At 71.6% G+C, this 15730-nt stretch carries 14 protein-coding genes and 1 tRNA gene; 8 read left to right on the top strand and 7 right to left on the bottom strand.

Going from position 1 to position 15730, the window contains the following annotated elements; translation table 11 throughout:
• Nucleotides 1-5 precede the first annotated feature (5 nt).
• From mscL to AB0958_RS08320, 6 genes are all read right to left on the bottom strand, one after another.
• On the bottom strand, nt 6-485 hold the full coding sequence (gene mscL, locus AB0958_RS08345; protein WP_366889547.1) for a large conductance mechanosensitive channel protein MscL: 480 nt from the start codon (nt 483-485) through the stop codon (nt 6-8).
• Between the two features lie 138 nt (nt 486-623).
• Nucleotides 624-1220, bottom strand: coding sequence for a hypothetical protein (locus AB0958_RS08340; protein ID WP_366889545.1), 597 nt, complete (start codon nt 1218-1220; stop codon nt 624-626).
• Nucleotides 1221-1427: 207 nt separating this feature from the next.
• Nucleotides 1428-2261 carry an S-methyl-5'-thioadenosine phosphorylase gene (locus tag AB0958_RS08335; protein WP_366889544.1) on the bottom strand — a complete coding sequence of 278 codons (834 nt, stop codon included), beginning with the start codon at nt 2259-2261 and terminating at the stop codon, nt 1428-1430.
• 132 nt (nt 2262-2393) lie between these two features.
• Complete coding sequence (locus AB0958_RS08330) at nt 2394-2723, bottom strand: FmdB family zinc ribbon protein (protein ID WP_366889543.1); 330 nt, start codon at nt 2721-2723, stop codon at nt 2394-2396.
• A gap of 67 nt (nt 2724-2790) precedes the next feature.
• A complete protein-coding gene (locus AB0958_RS08325; RefSeq protein ID WP_366889542.1) occupies nt 2791-4083 on the bottom strand; it encodes an MFS transporter in 1293 nt (430 codons plus the stop codon).
• A 278-nt stretch (nt 4084-4361) separates the two neighbouring features.
• On the bottom strand, nt 4362-5924 hold the full coding sequence (locus AB0958_RS08320; RefSeq protein ID WP_366889655.1) for a potassium/proton antiporter: 1563 nt from the start codon (nt 5922-5924) through the stop codon (nt 4362-4364).
• A gap of 195 nt (nt 5925-6119) precedes the next feature.
• Between AB0958_RS08320 and AB0958_RS08315 the strand changes: the two genes are divergently transcribed.
• Complete coding sequence (locus tag AB0958_RS08315; RefSeq protein WP_366889541.1) at nt 6120-8879, top strand: penicillin acylase family protein; 2760 nt, start codon at nt 6120-6122, stop codon at nt 8877-8879.
• A 100-nt stretch (nt 8880-8979) separates the two neighbouring features.
• Here the strand turns inward: AB0958_RS08315 and AB0958_RS08310 are convergent, their stop codons facing one another.
• Complete coding sequence (locus AB0958_RS08310) at nt 8980-9600, bottom strand: 5-formyltetrahydrofolate cyclo-ligase (RefSeq protein WP_366889540.1); 621 nt, start codon at nt 9598-9600, stop codon at nt 8980-8982.
• A 94-nt stretch (nt 9601-9694) separates the two neighbouring features.
• On the opposite strand from AB0958_RS08310, the gene galU reads away from it, so the two are divergent.
• The 7 genes from galU (at nt 9695) to AB0958_RS08275 (ending at nt 15455) form a co-directional block, all read left to right on the top strand.
• A complete protein-coding gene (galU, locus tag AB0958_RS08305) occupies nt 9695-10606 on the top strand; it encodes a UTP--glucose-1-phosphate uridylyltransferase GalU (protein WP_358976870.1) in 912 nt (303 codons plus the stop codon).
• Nucleotides 10603-11925, top strand: coding sequence for a gephyrin-like molybdotransferase Glp (gene glp / locus AB0958_RS08300; protein WP_366889539.1), 1323 nt, complete (start codon nt 10603-10605; stop codon nt 11923-11925). Before galU ends, glp begins: the two co-directional genes overlap by 4 nt.
• Nucleotides 11926-12114: 189 nt before the next feature.
• On the top strand, nt 12115-12627 hold the full coding sequence (moaC, locus tag AB0958_RS08295; protein ID WP_366889538.1) for a cyclic pyranopterin monophosphate synthase MoaC: 513 nt from the start codon (nt 12115-12117) through the stop codon (nt 12625-12627).
• 23 nt (nt 12628-12650) lie between these two features.
• Nucleotides 12651-13151 (top strand): molybdenum cofactor synthesis domain-containing protein, encoded by a 501-nt coding sequence (locus AB0958_RS08290; protein WP_366889654.1) that lies wholly within the window; start codon nt 12651-12653, stop codon nt 13149-13151.
• Nucleotides 13152-13171: 20 nt separating this feature from the next.
• Complete coding sequence (locus AB0958_RS08285) at nt 13172-13843, top strand: GNAT family protein (RefSeq protein ID WP_358977320.1); 672 nt, start codon at nt 13172-13174, stop codon at nt 13841-13843.
• 185 nt (nt 13844-14028) lie between these two features.
• A complete protein-coding gene (glpR, locus tag AB0958_RS08280) occupies nt 14029-15279 on the top strand; it encodes a gephyrin-like molybdotransferase receptor GlpR (protein ID WP_366889537.1) in 1251 nt (416 codons plus the stop codon).
• A 102-nt stretch (nt 15280-15381) separates the two neighbouring features.
• Nucleotides 15382-15455, top strand: a tRNA-Ala gene (locus AB0958_RS08275).
• Nucleotides 15456-15730 lie beyond the last annotated feature (275 nt).

Genomic DNA, 15730 nt, shown 5'->3' with positions numbered 1-15730 from the left:
CCTGGTCAGCGGTCCTGACGGCCCGGCGTACCCCGCTGTGCGACCAACTCGTCGCGGATCTGCTTGAGCACCTCCAGCTCGGTCACCTCGATGACCTCGTGCGTGCCCTCGCGCGCCTTGCGGTGCGCCTGCACCCGGGCCAGGTACTTGGCCATGGGCAGGACCATCAGGAAGTACACGACCGCCGCGGTGATCACGAAGTTCAGCGCGGATCCGAGGACCGACCCCCACATGATCGGGATGCCGCTCTTGACCGTGCCGTCCGTGTTCAACGAGCACGGGTCCTTCAGGCACGAGCTGTAGCTGTCCAGGTTCTTCGTGCCGATCGCCCCGACGACGGGGTTGATGATCCCCTTCACCACCGAGTTGACGATGTTCGTGAAGGCGGCGCCGATGACCACCGCTACCGCCAGATCGACGACGTTGCCGCGCATCAGGAAGGCCTTGAAGCCCTGCCAGACGCTCGGTTCCTTCTTCGCGCTCACCTAGGGGACTCTCCTCGCATGCACAGGGTGTGGAACGAATCGCTCCGCAACCTACGTCAGCATGCGGCCATTGCGCCGTATCCGGTAGCTCGAACGAGCGACTTGACAGGATTTGGCCCAGAAATCTCCCCAGCTTGTTCAGCACAGTGTCACCGCCAGCCGGGCCGTGGCGCTCGCGCCGACCAGCCGGGCCGCGGTGCCGCGCGGAACCGAGAGGACGACCAGCGCCCCGCTCTCCGCGGCCCCCTCGACCGGCTCCGGCAGTCCCGTCACGCGTACGCCGCGCGCGATCACCTCGGCGTCCCCGCCCGCCGCCCGGTCTCCGGCGGCGATGACGTCCACCCGGTCGCCGGGGCGCAGCAGCCGCACGGTGGCCGCGTCGGCGATCCGCACCGGCGCCGTCACCATGTCCACCGGCGGCGCCTGCCGTCGTACGGGCTGGGCGGCCGGATGGCCGCGGGTCCGCTCGGCGCGCGGGGCGTCCGGGGCGGCACGGGGGCCGGCCGCGACGAGCGCCGCCGCGGTGGCCGCCAGGCCGGTGGCCGCCAGCACCCCCCTGCGGTGCCGCAGCACCTGGGCCAGCCGGTACCGGCCACCGCGCACCCGCACCGGTTCGAACTGCGGGACCACGCAGGTGGCGGGGGCGTCCGTGCCCAGCGGGCGCGGGACGCGAAGGGACGGCGGGAGTGTGGAGGACGGGGACGGCGGGAGGGGCGGGGACGAGGGAACGGTCATGGGGGCACCACCTGCGACGAGGGATCGGCTTGCAAGGCCACGATGAGGCCTCGCGTCGAAACGCGTCGGAGCCGGTGGGCTACCGGCTGGTTGTGGACAACTCCGTCACCCGAACGGAAAGTTCCGTCACGGCAGCCGGAACCCAGGGTCCTGTAACGGCAGCCGGAACCCAGGGTCCTGTAACGGCAGCCGGAACCCAGGCTCCCGTCACGGCAGCCGGAACCCCGGATCCATCCCGCCGAGCGCGTTCGCGCACAGGCAGTCCCGGGCCGTGTTCTCGGGCAGGGCCGCCACCGCGTCGAACAGCACGCCCCGCAGCCGGTCCACGTTCGCCGCGAACACCCGGAGCACCTCGTCGTGAGAGACGCCCTCGCCGCTCTCCGCGCCCGCGTCCAGATCCGTGACCAGCGTCAACGACGTGTAGCAGAGCTCCAGTTCCCGGGCGAGCGCCGCCTCGGGGTGACCGGTCATGCCCACCACGGACCAGCCCTGCGCCTGGTGCCAGAGCGATTCCGCGCGGGTCGAGAAGCGCGGCCCCTCGACCACGACCAGCGTGCCCCCGTCCACCGGCTCCCAGTCGCGGCCCCGGGCCGCCTTCAGCGCCGCGGCGCGCCCGGTGGGGCAGTACGGGTCGGCCAGGGACACGTGCACCACGTTCGGCACGCTGCCGTCGGGCAGCGGCAGTCCGTCGAAGTACGACTGGGCCCGGGACTTCGTCCGGTCCACCAGCTGGTCCGGTACGAGCAGCGTGCCGGGGCCGTACTCGGGGCGCAGGCCGCCCACCGCGCAGGGGCCGAGCACCTGGCGCGCACCGACGGAGCGCAGGGCCCACAGGTTGGCGCGGTAGTTGATGCGGTGCGGCGGCAGATGGTGGCCGCGTCCGTGGCGGGGCAGGAAGGCGACCCGGCGGCCGGCGACCTCGCCGAGGAAGAGGGAGTCGCTGGGCGGCCCGTAGGGGGTGTCGACCTGGACCTCGGTCACGTCGTCGAGGAACGAGTAGAAGCCCGAACCGCCGATCACGCCGATCTCTGCGTTCACCATGCCCAGCACACTAGTCGCAGCCGGATCGGGCAGGACCCGGTCTCCGGGAACGCCGCTGCCCCGGCCCACGGGTACGCCTCGAACCCCGCCGTCGCTCGACGGCGGGGTCGAAAAGGGGCCGCAAGGAGGCGCTCAGGCCGCGGAGGTGCTCGCGGAGCCCGTCGAGGACGACGTCGAGGACGACGACTTCGACTCGGACGAGCCGGAACCCGTCGAGGACGCGGTCTTCGACTCGGACGACGTGGAGCCGGACGTCTTCGACGCGGGGCTGCTGCTCGACGAGGAGCCGCGGCTGTCGTTGCGGTAGAAGCCCGAGCCCTTGAAGACAATGCCCACAGCGGAGAACACCTTCTTCAGGCGGCCACCGCAGTTGGGGCACTCGGTCAGGGCGTCGTCGGTGAACTTCTGCACCGCCTCGAGGCCCTCGCCGCACTCGGTGCACTGGTACTGGTAGGTCGGCACTGTCTTCCTCCTGGCACTCTCACTCGATGAGTGCTAACGACGGTCCATAGTGACGTATTCCTGAGGATCAGTCCACCGTCACCGGCTCGCGGTGACCGACGCCACGTGCGACCGTGCGGTTCCGGGGGCGCGCTACCAGCCGTGATCGCAGCGCCAGCAGGGTCACCAGGGCGAGCAGCGTGCCGGCCATCGGCACCAGGAACCCGGCGCCGCCCCACAACCGGTCCTCCAGCTGGCCGGCGACCGTGACGGCGGCCGCCTGGCCGAGCGCCACCGCGCCCGTCAGCCAGGTGAACGCCTCGGTGCGGGCGCCGGCCGGGACCAGGCCCTCGACCAGCGTGTAGCCGGTGATCAGGGTGGGTGCGATGCACACGCCGACCAGCAGGCCGAGGCCGGCCAGGACGAGCACCGAGTGGGAGGTCCACAGCGCCGAGGCGGTGAGTGCCAGCGCCGCGTAGCCGAGGACCAGGCGCCGGTGCGGGGCGGCCTTCCAGGCGATGGCGCCGCACACGATGCCCGAGAGCATGTTCCCGGCGGCGAACGTGCCGTAGAGGACGCCGTTCAGGCCGGGCTCGCCGATCGACTCGGTGAACGCCGCGAGGGAGACCTGCATGCCGCCGAAGACGGAGCCGATGCCGAGGAAGGCCACGACGAGCACGCGTACGCCGGGGACGCGGAGCGCGGAGGCGTGCCGCACGCGCGCGTGGCCGGCGCCGGTCACCTGCGGCTGGGTGCCCTTCTGGGCGGCGAACAGCAGACCGCCGACCAGCGTCAGCGCGGCCTCGGTGACGAGCCCCGCGGCGGGGGTCACGGTGGTGCACAGGGCGGTCGCGAGCAGGGGGCCGAACACGAAGGTGAGCTCGTCGGTGACGGACTCGAAGGCCGCCGCGGTGGGCATCAGGGGCGAGTCCTGGAGCCGCACGCCCCAGCGGGCCCGCACCATGGGGCCGACCTGGGGCACCGAGGCGCCGGTCGGCACGGCCGCGGCGAACAGCGCCCACAAGGGCGCGTGCGCCAGCGCGAGCGCCGTCAGGGCGAGGCCGGACACGGCGTGCACGAGGACCCCGGGCAGCAGCACCGCGCGCTGCCCGTAGCGGTCGGCCAGCCGGCCGCTGTAGGGGGCGAACAGCGCCATGGAGACACCGGTGACCGCCGCGGCGGCGCCCGCGGCGCCGTAGGAGCCGGTGGTGTGCTGCACGAGCAGCACGATGGAGATGGTGAGCATCGCGAACGGCTGGCGCGCCGCGAAACCGGGGAGCAGGAACGTCCAGGCGCCGCGGGTGCGCAGCAGCTGTCCGTAACCCGGGCGGGACGGCGCCGACGAGGTGTCCGACGGCTCGGTGGTGACCGTGGCTGCCACGGCCCGTGCCTTTCTGCCGCCTGGTAGCGCGGCCCCTCCGGACGGGAGGTGGGCGCCGAGAGCTGTCCTCTTGCGCGGAACTGCGGTAGATACCGGCGCGCTGTGCGAGAGCGATCCCGGCCGCCATACGGTCGCGCCAGCTCTGCGTCAGGCAGAGTTGGTTCGATCAGGGTGCTTTCATCGTACAGGGGCAAAGGCCTGGTACGCCTGTGAAAACGCGCACTGGGGGGTTCGTTCACCTGGGATTGAGAGTGGTGTGAACCCCCCGAAACATGCCCTTAACGCGTGCCCAGCCAGCCCGCCAGCTTGCCGCCGTGCCCGACCGCGCGCAGCCGCCGCTCCGCGGCGTCCCGCACCGGGTCGGTCGCGACCACGAGGAGTTCGTCGCCGCGCCGCAGCACCGTCGCGGGCAGGGGGACGAACGATTTTCCTTCGCGGACGACCAGGGTGACGGCCGCCCCGGCGGGCAGCCGCAGCTCGCCGACCTCGACTCCGTGCATCAGGGAGCCCTCCGGGATGGAGACGGACAGCAGGTGGCCGCGCAGCCGCTCCAGAGGGGCCGACTCGATGCCGAGGTCGGCGGCCTCCGGGCCCTCGCCGAGCCGCAGCTTGCCGGCCAGCCAGGGCAGGGTCGGTCCCTGGACGAGGGTGTAGACGACGACCAGCACGAAGACGATGTTGAAGATGCGGTGGCTGCTGTCGACGCCGTTCACCATGGGGATCGTCGCCAGGATGATGGGGACGGCGCCGCGCAGCCCGGCCCAGGACATCAGGGTCTGCTCCCCCCACGGCACCCGGAACGGCGTGAGGCTGGCGATCACGCTCAGCGGCCGCGCCACCATGGTGAGCACCAGCCCGATGACCAGGGCGGGCAGGAAGTCGTCGCCGAGTTCGTGCGGGGTGACCAGCAGGCCCAGCAGGACGAACATGCCGATCTGGGCGATCCAGCCGAGCCCCTCGGCGAACCCCCGGGTGGCCGGCCAGTGCGGCAGCTTGGCGTTGCCGAGCAGCATGGAGGCGAGGTAGACGGCGAGGAAGCCGCTGCCGTGCGCCAGCGCGCCGGCCGCGTACGCGGTGACGGCGATGGCCATCACGGCGATCGGGTAGAGGCCGGAGGCGGGCAGGGCGACGTGCCTGAGGCCCCAGGCGCCGAGCCAGCCGACCGCGAGGCCCAGGGCCGCGCCGATGGCCAGCTCCATGGCTATCTCGCCCAGCAGGACGTACCAGTGCGCGACCGGTCCCGCGGTGGAGAAGGCGACGACCAGGATGACCACCGGGGCGTCGTTGAAGCCGGACTCCGCCTCCAGGGTGCCCGTCACGCGCGCGGGCAGCGGGATGCGCCGGAGCACCGAGAACACCGCCGCCGCGTCCGTGGAGGACACCACCGCCCCGATGATGAGCGCCTGCCGCCACTCCAGACCGACCAGGTAGTGCGCGCCCGCGGCGGTGACGCCGACGCTCACCCCGACCCCGACCAGGGCCAGCATGGTGGCGGACGCGAGGACGGGTTCGACCTCCTTCCACTTCGTGCCGAGGCCGCCCTCGGCCAGGATCACGACCAGGGCCGCGTATCCGATGACCTGGGTGAGTTCGGCGTTGCTGAAGTGGATGTTCCCGATGCCGTCCTGGCCCATGAGGACGCCGATGCCCAGGTACACGAGCAGGCTGGGGAGCCCGCTGCGCGAGGAGATCCGGACGGCCGCGACGGCGACCAGCAGGACCAGGGAGCAGACGAGCAGGAGCTGGTTGAGGTGGTGGACAGTCAGCGGCGGTTCCCTTCCTTGGCTCGCGCGCGGGCGGCGCGGAAGCTCACGTGCACAGGACCCGAGGGTGCGGTACACGGCACCCAAGTACTTCGTTACCTTACCTAACTCTTGACGCTTTCTTGACGCTCGCCGAGGCAAGATCGAACGCCCGTGCCCGCCGGTACCCGACTCCGCGTCAAGTGGTGACGGGCCCTGCGCCTATGGTTGCTCCAGCGCTCAGTCAAAAGCACATGCCCGCCTGCCGCTCGCGTTAGGACAGCAAGGACAGCGATGCCCCCCAACACCACCGCCACATCGGGTGACAAGCCCGGCAAGACCGGCAGGAAGAAGGGGCGCAAAGCCCGTCTGATCGTTCTGGTGCTCGTCCTGGCCGTCGTCGGCGGCATCGCCTTTGGGGCCTACTGGTCGATCAGCACCGTCCGTGCGTCCTTCCCGCAGACCAAGGGTTCGATCACGCTCGAAGGCCTCTCCGGGCCCGTCACCGTGAAGCGCGACGGCAACGGCATTCCGCAGATCTACGCCTCGACCGACGCCGACCTGTTCATGGCCCAGGGCTACGTCCAGGCGCAGGACCGGTTCTACGAGATGGACGTGCGCCGCCACATGACGTCCGGGCGCCTGTCGGAGATGTTCGGCAAGGGCCAGGTGAAGAACGACGAGTTCCTGCGCACCCTGGGCTGGGACCGGATCGCGAAGCAGGAGTACGACACCAAGCTGTCGGCCGCCACGAAGAAATACCTGCAGGCGTACTCCGAGGGGGTCAACGCCTACCTGGCCGGCAAGGACGGCAAGGACATCTCCCTGGAGTACGCGGCCCTCGGCTTCGTCAACGACTACAAGCCCGAGCAGTGGACCCCGGTCGACTCGGTCTCCTGGCTGAAGGCGATGGCCTGGGACCTGCGCGGCAACATGCAGGACGAGATCGACCGCGCCCTGATGACCAGCCGCCTCGACCCGCAGCAGATCAAGGACCTCTACCCGGACTACCCGTACAGCCGCAACAAGGCGATCGTCCAGGAGGGCCAGTACGACGCCGTCACCCGGACGTTCCAGCAGGGCGGCGCCACGAGCGGCTCCGGGACCTCGACGGGCACCGGCACCGGCACGACCTCGTCGTCCGCGGGTTCGGCGGTCACGAGCCAGCTGGCGGGCCTCTACAACGTCCTGGACGACGTCCCCACGGCCGTCGGTGTGAACGGCCAGGGCATCGGCTCCAACTCCTGGGTCGTCGGCGGCCAGTACACCATCAGCGGCAAGCCGCTGCTCGCCAACGACCCGCACCTGTCGGCCTCGCTGCCGTCCGTCTGGTACCAGATGGGCCTGCACTGCACCACGGTCTCCAGCAAGTGCCAGTACGACGTCACGGGCTACACCTTCGCGGGGATGCCCGGAGTGATAATCGGCCACAACGCGGACATCGCCTGGGGCATGACCAACTCCGGTGTCGACGTCACCGACCTCTACCTGGAGAAGCTCTCCGGCGACGGCTACCTCTACAACGGCAGGACCAAGCCGTTCACCACGCGTGAGGAGACCATCAAGGTCGCCGGCGGCGCGTCGAAGACGATCGTCGTACGCCAGACCGCCGACGGCATGCCCCTGCTGTCCGACCGCGACGACGAACTCGTCCAGGTCGGCAAGCGGGCCACCGTCAACACCGCCGCACCCGACCGCGGCGACGGCTACGGCATCGCCCTGAGGTGGACCGCGCTGGACCCCGGCACCACCATGGACGCCGTCTTCGCCCTGGACAAGGCGTCCGACTGGAGCGAGTTCCGGGACGCGGCCGCCCAGTTCGACGTGCCCTCGCAGAATCTGATCTACGCCGACACCAAGAACGACATCGGCTACACGCTGCCGGGCAGGATCCCCACGCGGTCCTCGGTGGACGACGGCTCCATCCCCGCCCCGGGCTGGGAGTCCAAGTACAAGTGGACCGGGTTCATCAAGCAGGACGAACTGCCCTACGAGTACAACCCGAAGCGCGGCTACATCGTCACCGCCAACCAGGCCGTGATCGACAAGGACAAGTACCCCTACACGCTCACCACGGACTGGGGCTACGGCACCCGCAGCCAGCGCATCACCGACCTGATCGAGTCGAAGATCAAGGACGGCGGCAAGATCTCCACCGACGACATGCGCCAGATGCAGCTGGACAACAGCAGTGAGATCGCCAAGCTGCTGGTGCCCAGGCTGCTGAAGATCAACCTCGACGACAAGAACGTGCGCGAGGCCCAGAAGCTGCTCGAGGGCTGGGACTACACCCAGGACTCCGACTCCGCGGCCGCCGCCTACTTCAACGCGGTCTGGCGCAACATCCTCAAGCTCGCCTTCGGCAACAAGCTGCCCAAGGAACTGCGGGTCAAGGGCCAGTGCCTGTGGGTCGACAAGATCGACAGCACCGGTCCGGTCGACGACGACACCAAGGTGCGCGAGTGCGGCGAGCGCGACGCCGACCAGGCCCAGCCGGACGGCGGCGACCGCTGGTTCGAGGTGGTCCGCAACCTCATGAACCAGCCGGACAGCGACTGGTGGAAGACGCCGAAGTCGGGCACCCGCCCCAAGGCCGACAACATGAACGAGCTGTTCGCGCGCGCCATGATCGACGCCCGCTGGGAGCTGACCGCCAAGCTCGGCAAGGACATCGACACCTGGAGCTGGGGCCGGCTGCACCGGCTGTTCCTGAAGAACCAGACCCTGGGCACCGACGGTCCGAGCTTCCTGCGGTACGTCCTCAACCGCGGTCCCTGGAAGCTCAGCGGCGGCGAGGCCACGGTCAACGCGACCGGCTGGAACGCGGCCGGCGGCTACGGCGTCGTCTGGGTCCCGTCCATGCGGATGGTCGTCAACCTCGACGACCTCGACAAGTCCAAGTGGATCAACCTGACGGGGGCCTCCGGCCACGCCTTCAGCGCCCACTACACCGACCAGACGGGCAAGTGGGCCGCCGGTGAGCTGCTCCCGTGGTCGTTCTCGGACAAGGCGGTCGACAAGAGCACCAGCGACACGCTCGTCCTCAAGCCGTGAGCGGCTGACCGCCCACCGCGCACCGCCGAGACGGCCCGCCACGCACGCGTGGCGGGCCGTCTCGCACCAGCGCGGTGCACGGTGTGGCGCACGGGACCGCTCAAGGGCGGCCGAACCGGCGTGCGCCCGACGGCGTCACCGCCGCCTGCACCGGCCGGTCGTGCGCCTCCGCGGGCACGTGCCCGACGATCTCCGTGCCGTAGAGCAGTACCACCAGCGCGGGCCGTGCGCCCGCGCGTTCCAGCCGGGCCAGCACACGGTCGTACGACCCGCCGCCGCGTCCCAGCCGCATCCCGCGCGCGTCCACCGCCAGTCCCGGCAGCAGCACCACGTCCGCGCGGAGCACCGCGTCCGGCCCGAGGCGTTCACCCGAGGGTTCGAACAGGGCCATTTTCCCGCCATGTCGGACAAGGGTCAGGGAGTCCTCCCCGGCGTAGGCGCCCCAGTCCAGGTCGTTGTCGGGCAGCAGCACGGGGAGCAGGACGCGCACACCCCGCGCGAGCAGCGCGTTCAGCAGGGGGAGGGTGCCCGGCTCGTTCCCGACGGAGACGTACGCCGCGACGGTTTGCGCGCCCGCCAACTCGGGCAGCTCCAGTGCGTGTCCGGCCAGCGCGTCGGCCGCCTCCCTGACGACATCCGTCGTCAACCTGTTCCTCACTCCCAGGAAGTCCCGCCGCAATGTCGGCTTGTCACTCTCGGCCTCGGGTCCACCGTGTTCCACTGGTCGTTCCCGCACCCTTCTCAATCAGGTCATATGCGTGCCAATTGACCGGAGGCTCCGATTCTCCGCAAAGGCACCGGATAAGGTTGCGGACATGACTCAGTCGCACCCCAGGATCAGCAAGGCTGTCATTCCCGCGGCAGGCCTCGGCACCCGGTTCCTGCCGGCCACCAAGGCCACTCCCAAGGAGATGCTGCCGGTCGTCGACAAGCCGGCGATCCAGTATGTGGTCGAGGAGGCCGTGTCCGCGGGGCTCGACGACGTCCTCATGATCACCGGACGCAACAAGCGTCCCCTGGAGGACCACTTCGACCGCAACTACGAGTTGGAGTCGGCCCTCCAGAAGAAGGGCGACGCCCACCGGCTCGCCAAGGTGCAGGAGTCCAGCGACCTGGCCACGATGCACTACGTGCGCCAGGGCGACCCCAGGGGCCTCGGCCACGCCGTGCTGTGCGCGGCCCCGCACGTCGGCCACGAACCCTTCGCCGTGCTGCTCGGCGACGACCTGATCGACCCCCGCGACCCGCTGCTCCAGCGCATGATCGAGGTTCAGGAGCGGCACGGCGGCAGCGTGATCGCGCTCATGGAGGTCGCCCCCGAGCAGATCCACCTCTACGGCTCCGCGGCCGTCGAGACCACCACCGACGGCGACGTCGTCAAGGTGACGGGACTGGTCGAGAAGCCGGACGCGGCGGACGCCCCGTCCAACTACGCGGTCATCGGCCGGTACGTGCTCGACCCGCACATCTTCGACATACTGCGGCGCACCGAACCGGGCCGCGGCGGCGAGATCCAGCTCACCGACGCCCTCCAGCAGCTCGCCCAGGACGAAAAGGCCGGCGGCCCGGTGCACGGCGTCGTCTTCAAGGGCCGGCGGTACGACACCGGCGACCGCGGCGACTATCTGCGTGCCATTGTCAGACTCGCGTGCGAACGTGAAGACCTGGGCCCGGACTTCCGGGCCTGGCTTCGCAGTTACGTAGCCGAGGAGATGCAGCAGAGTTGACCAGCGCCGCGACCCGCCCCGCCGGCCCGGACCGCCTGTGGTCGGTGGACGAGCACCTGGAGGACATCCTCTCGACCGTCCGCCCCCTGGACCCCATCGAGCTGCAACTCCTCGACGCCCAGGGCTGCGTCCTGGTCGACGACGTCATGGTGCCGGTCTCGCTGCCGCCCTTCGACAACAGCTCCATGGACGGGTACGCGGTACGGGTCACGGACGTGGCGGGCGCGAGCGAGGAGTTCCCGGCCGTCCTGGAGGTCGTCGGGGACGTCGCGGCGGGCGCGGCCGAGCTGACCCCCGTCGGCCCCGGCCAGGCGGCCCGCATCATGACCGGCGCCCCGCTGCCGCCCGGCGCGGAGGCCGTCGTCCCCGTGGAGTGGACCGACGGCGGGCTCGGCGAGGGGCCGGTCACCGGGATGCGGGCGCGCAGCCTCGCACCCGAGGGCGCCCGGGGACACGTGCGCGTGCACCGGCCGGCCGAGGCGCGCGCGCACGTGCGCGCGAAGGGCAGCGACGTGAAGGCGGGCGACCTCGCCCTGGAGGCGGGCACCGTGCTCGGCCCGCCGCAGATCGCCCTGCTCGCCGCGGTCGGCCGCGGCACGGTGCGGGTGCGCCCGCGCCCGCGCGTGGTCGTCGTGTCCACCGGCAGCGAACTCGTCCAGCCCGGCGAGGAACTGGGCAGCGGCCAGATCTACGACTCCAACAGCTTCGCCCTCACGGCCGCCGCCCGGGACGCCGGTGCCATCGCCTACCGGGTGGGCGCCGTCGTGGACGACGCCGAGACGCTGCGCTCCACCATCGAGGACCAGCTCGTCCGCGCCGACCTGATGGTCACCACCGGCGGTGTGAGCGTGGGGGCGTACGACGTCGTCAAGGAGGCGCTGGCGCACGTCGCCGACGAGGACGAGGCGGGCGGCGGCATCGACTTCCGCAAGCTCGCCATGCAGCCCGGCAAGCCCCAGGGCTTCGGCTCCATCGGCCCCGAGCACACCCCGCTGCTGGCCCTGCCGGGCAACCCCGTGTCGTCGTACGTCTCCTTCGAGCTGTTCGTCCGGCCCGTCATCCGCACCCTGATGGGCCTGCCCGACGTCCACCGTCCGCGCACCACGGCGACGCTCAGGGCGGGCAGGGCGCTGAGCTCCCCGAAGGGGCGCCGGCAGTTCCTGCGCGGGGCGTACGCGGACGGCGAGGTCACCGCCGTGGGCGGGGCCGGCTCGCACCTGGTCGCGGCACTGGCACACGCCGACGCGCTGATCGTCGTACCGGAGGACGTGGAAACCGTCGAGCCGGGCACCGAGGTCGAGGTCGTCCTGCTCGGCTAGCCCGGCGCGATGCTGCCCGGCGCGGTGCTGCCCGGCGGGTGGTGCTGCCCGGCGGGTGGTGCTGTCCAGTGGGTGCCGTCCGGCGGACGGTCCTGCCCGGTCGGGTGCGCCTGCTTGGCGGTACCGTGTCGCGCACAGCAGGCCCGAGCGCCGCACCGCGACGGGCCCGGACCGGGAGCGCCACACAGCATGACTGAGCCCTTCCGGGGGGAGACCCCCGGACCCCCTGTGCCCGAGCGTCTGACGCACCTCGACGACGCGGGCGCCGCCCGCATGGTCGACGTGTCCGGCAAGGACGTGACCGCGCGCACCGCCCGCGCGAGCGGACGCGTCCTCGTCTCGCCCCGCGTGGTCGAGCTGCTGCGCGGCGAGGGCGTTCCCAAGGGCGACGCCCTCGCCACCGCGCGCATCGCCGGGATCATGGGGGCCAAGCGCACCCCGGATCTGATCCCGCTGTGCCACCCCTTGTCGGTCTCCGGTGTGAAACTGGATCTGTCGGTCGCGGACGACGCGGTGGAGATCCTGGCCACCGTGCGGACGACCGACCGCACGGGCGTCGAGATGGAGGCCCTCACGGCGGTCTCCGTCGCGGCACTCACCGTGATCGACATGGTCAAGGCGGTCGACAAGGGAGCGGTCATCACGGACGTACGCGTGGAGGAGAAGACGGGCGGCAAGTCGGGCGACTGGAGCCGGACGTGACGGGCGGGCCCGCGGGCGGCGGCGTGCCGTACCGGGCGCTCGTGGTGACCGCCTCCAACCGTGCCGCCGCCGGGGTCTACGAGGACCGGGGCGGCCCGCTGGTCGCGGCCGGCCTCAGGGGCTTCGGGTTCACCGTCGACGGCCCGCGGGTCGTGCCCGACGGGGAGCCCGTGACGGCCGCGCTGCGCGCCGGGGTCGAGGCCGGGTACGACGTCGTCGTGACCACCGGCGGCACCGGCGTCTCGCCCACCGACCGCACCCCCGAGGCGACCCGCGCGGTGATCGACTACGAGGTGCCGGGCATCGCGGAGGCCGTCCGGGCGTTCGGACGGGAGAAGGTGCCCACCGCCGCGCTCTCCCGGGGCCTGGCCGGGGTGGCGGGCCGGACGCTGATCGTCAACCTTCCGGGGTCCACCGGTGGGGTGCGGGACGGCCTCGCCGTCCTGGAACCACTGCTGGCGCACGCCGTCGACCAGATCCGCGGCGGCGACCACCCCGGAACCGGCAGTGGGGGTGCGAGCTGAACAGCCCTTCCTGGCCCGTGGTGCTGGTGGACGGCGATGTCGTCCTGCGGCCCATAAAAGCGCGCGACCAGCGGGCCTGGCGCGAGGTCAACCGGCGCAACCGGGACTGGCTGCGCCCCTGGGAGGCGACCATTCCGCCGCCCACCCCCAGCGGGCCGGTCACGCACCGCCCGACCTACCGGCAGATGGTCCGGCACCTGCGCTCCGAGGCGAACGCGGGGCGCATGCTGCCGTTCGTCATCGAGTACCAGGGGCGGCTGGTGGGGCAGCTGACGGTCGCCGGGATCACCTGGGGGTCGATGTGCTCGGGGCACGTCGGCTACTGGGTGGACCGGTCGGTGGCGGGCCGCGGGGTGATGCCGACGGCCGTCGCGCTCGTGGTGGACCACTGTTTCCGCACCGTGGGGCTGCACCGCATCGAGGTCTGCATTCGCCCCGAGAACCGGCCCAGCCGCCGGGTGGTGGAGAAACTCGGATTCCGCGAGGAGGGGCTGCGGCCGCGTTATCTGCACATCGACGGAGCCTGGCGCGACCACCTCGTCTTCGCCCTGACGGCGGAAGAGGTGCCCGAGGGGTTGCTCGCGCGCTGGCAGCGGGCACGCTCCAGGAGCGCGTCCGCGAAGGCGCCGGGCACGACGGGCGGTCCGAACGCCCCCTGGAATCAGCAGAACACCTCGGGGAATCCGGGCTAGCCCCGGAAATTGAATAAGTGTTCGAAATTGATCGGTTGGTGACCGCCTCGGGGCGTTGAATTCGCGACTCCGGCGGCCTGTTGATCGCATCGGTCACAAAAAAAGCTCGAAATATCAGCCGGATCGTGCGACACACCGACGCAATTGGCAGATGGCCCCACGCAAACCCCTCTACCGTGTGAGGCGTGAGCAGCAGCGGCCTCATCTACGCAGTCATTGTCGGGGCCTGGGCCGCCTACTTGGTGCCGATGTGGCTCCGTAGGCAGGACGAGCTGAACGAGGCCCGTCCGACGGAACGCTTCAGCACCGCCATCCGGCTGCTGTCCGGACGGGCGGGGATGGAGCGCCGGTACGCCAGGGACCTAAGGGCGCGCTCCGCCTCGGAGGGGGAGCAGGACGCCGGTGATCCGGACGTCACCGACTCGGTGGACGTCCGGGCCTTCGCCATGCCTCCGACCCGTCGTCAGGTCCGGGCGGAGACGGAGCCGGAGACACCCGGGTACCGGGAACCGGCCCGCGACCAGCAGGCCGCTGTGGCGGCCGAGTCGCCCTCCGCGCCGGCACGTCGGCAAGGCGGCGCGGCCGCCTCCGGGCAGGCCCCGGCATCCACCCCCGCGACCGAACCGGGCGCGGCGCGCAAGCGGGTCCCGGCGGCCCGACGCGCGCCCTCCGCGCAGACGGCGGCAGCGCGCGCCCAGCGCTCGAAGGTGCTCGCGCGCCGTCGGCGCACCACCGTCCTGCTCTTCGTCGCCTTCACGCTCGGCGCGATCGTCGCGGCCGTCGGCGGGCTGGCGTTCCTGTGGGCGCCCGGCGTGCCCGCCGTGATGCTCAGCACGTACATCGCCTACCTGCGCACGCAGGAACGGCGCCGGTTCGCCTACCAGATGGACCGGCGTCAGGCCGAGGCCGCCGCCCAGCGGTTGCGCGAGCGGCAGCCGCGGCGGCGCGCGCCCCTCGATCCGGGCGCGGTCGCCGACGAACCGGACGAGGGCCCGGCGACCGAGACCGACCCCGGGCTGTCCGCGCTCGCCGCGGACCGGCGCGCCCTCGTCGAGCAGACCGACCACGCCGAGTGGGTCGACCAGCAGCGCGAGCGGCAGCGGCGGCCCGGACAGGGAGACAGCTGGGACCCGGTACCGGTGCCGCTGCCGACCTACGTGACCGCACCGGTCGCACCGCGCGCCACCTCCGACGTGGACCTCGGGGCGCCCGACGCGTGGAGTTCCGCGCGGTCCAGCTCCGTCGCGCCGGAGCAGGAGGCGAGGCCGGCGCTGCCGGAGCCGGAGACGCAGGAGCCCGCCGACGACGACAGGCCGGACGACGGCCGCACCGATGCCCGTCGGGCGGCCTCCGCACGCCGGGCACGGGAGCGCGGCCGTACGCCGCTCTTCGACCAGTACGAGGACGGCGAGCGCCCGCGCGCGGCCAACGAGTGATCCGGAGCGGTCCCGAGGCTCCCCCGGGACCCCGGCCCTGACCAGTCAGGGCACGGATTTCCAAGCACCCCGACGGGGATGCTAGAGTTTCACTCGTTGCAAGGGCCTGTGGCGCAGTCCGGTAGCGCACCTCGTTCGCATCGAGGGGGCCAGGGGTTCGAATCCCCTCAGGTCCACTGCACACCTGTTCTCGAGTTCGCTCGGGGGCGGTTGACGAGATCCCGTCGATCTTCATGATCGGTCGGGATCTTCGTCGTTTCCGGGGTCCGGTCGAACCCGCGCCCTGTTCGGGGCGGGACAGAGGTGGGACGGCGGCGGCTGTCGGCGGAGTCGGCGGGGAGCGATGCGTATGCCGGACGGGTTGGCCCGGTGGGGGCACGCGCTGTTCCTGAGACGGCAAGCGGAGCGACGACCGCTGGGCGCAGGACGAGGCACTGGTGGCGGTCGTCCA

Source organism: Streptomyces sp. NPDC006655 (assembly GCF_040703965.1).
Lineage (GTDB): Bacteria > Actinomycetota > Actinomycetes > Streptomycetales > Streptomycetaceae > Streptomyces.
Note: the sequence above shows the minus strand (reverse complement) of the source record. Positions and strands in the feature narration are given on the sequence as shown.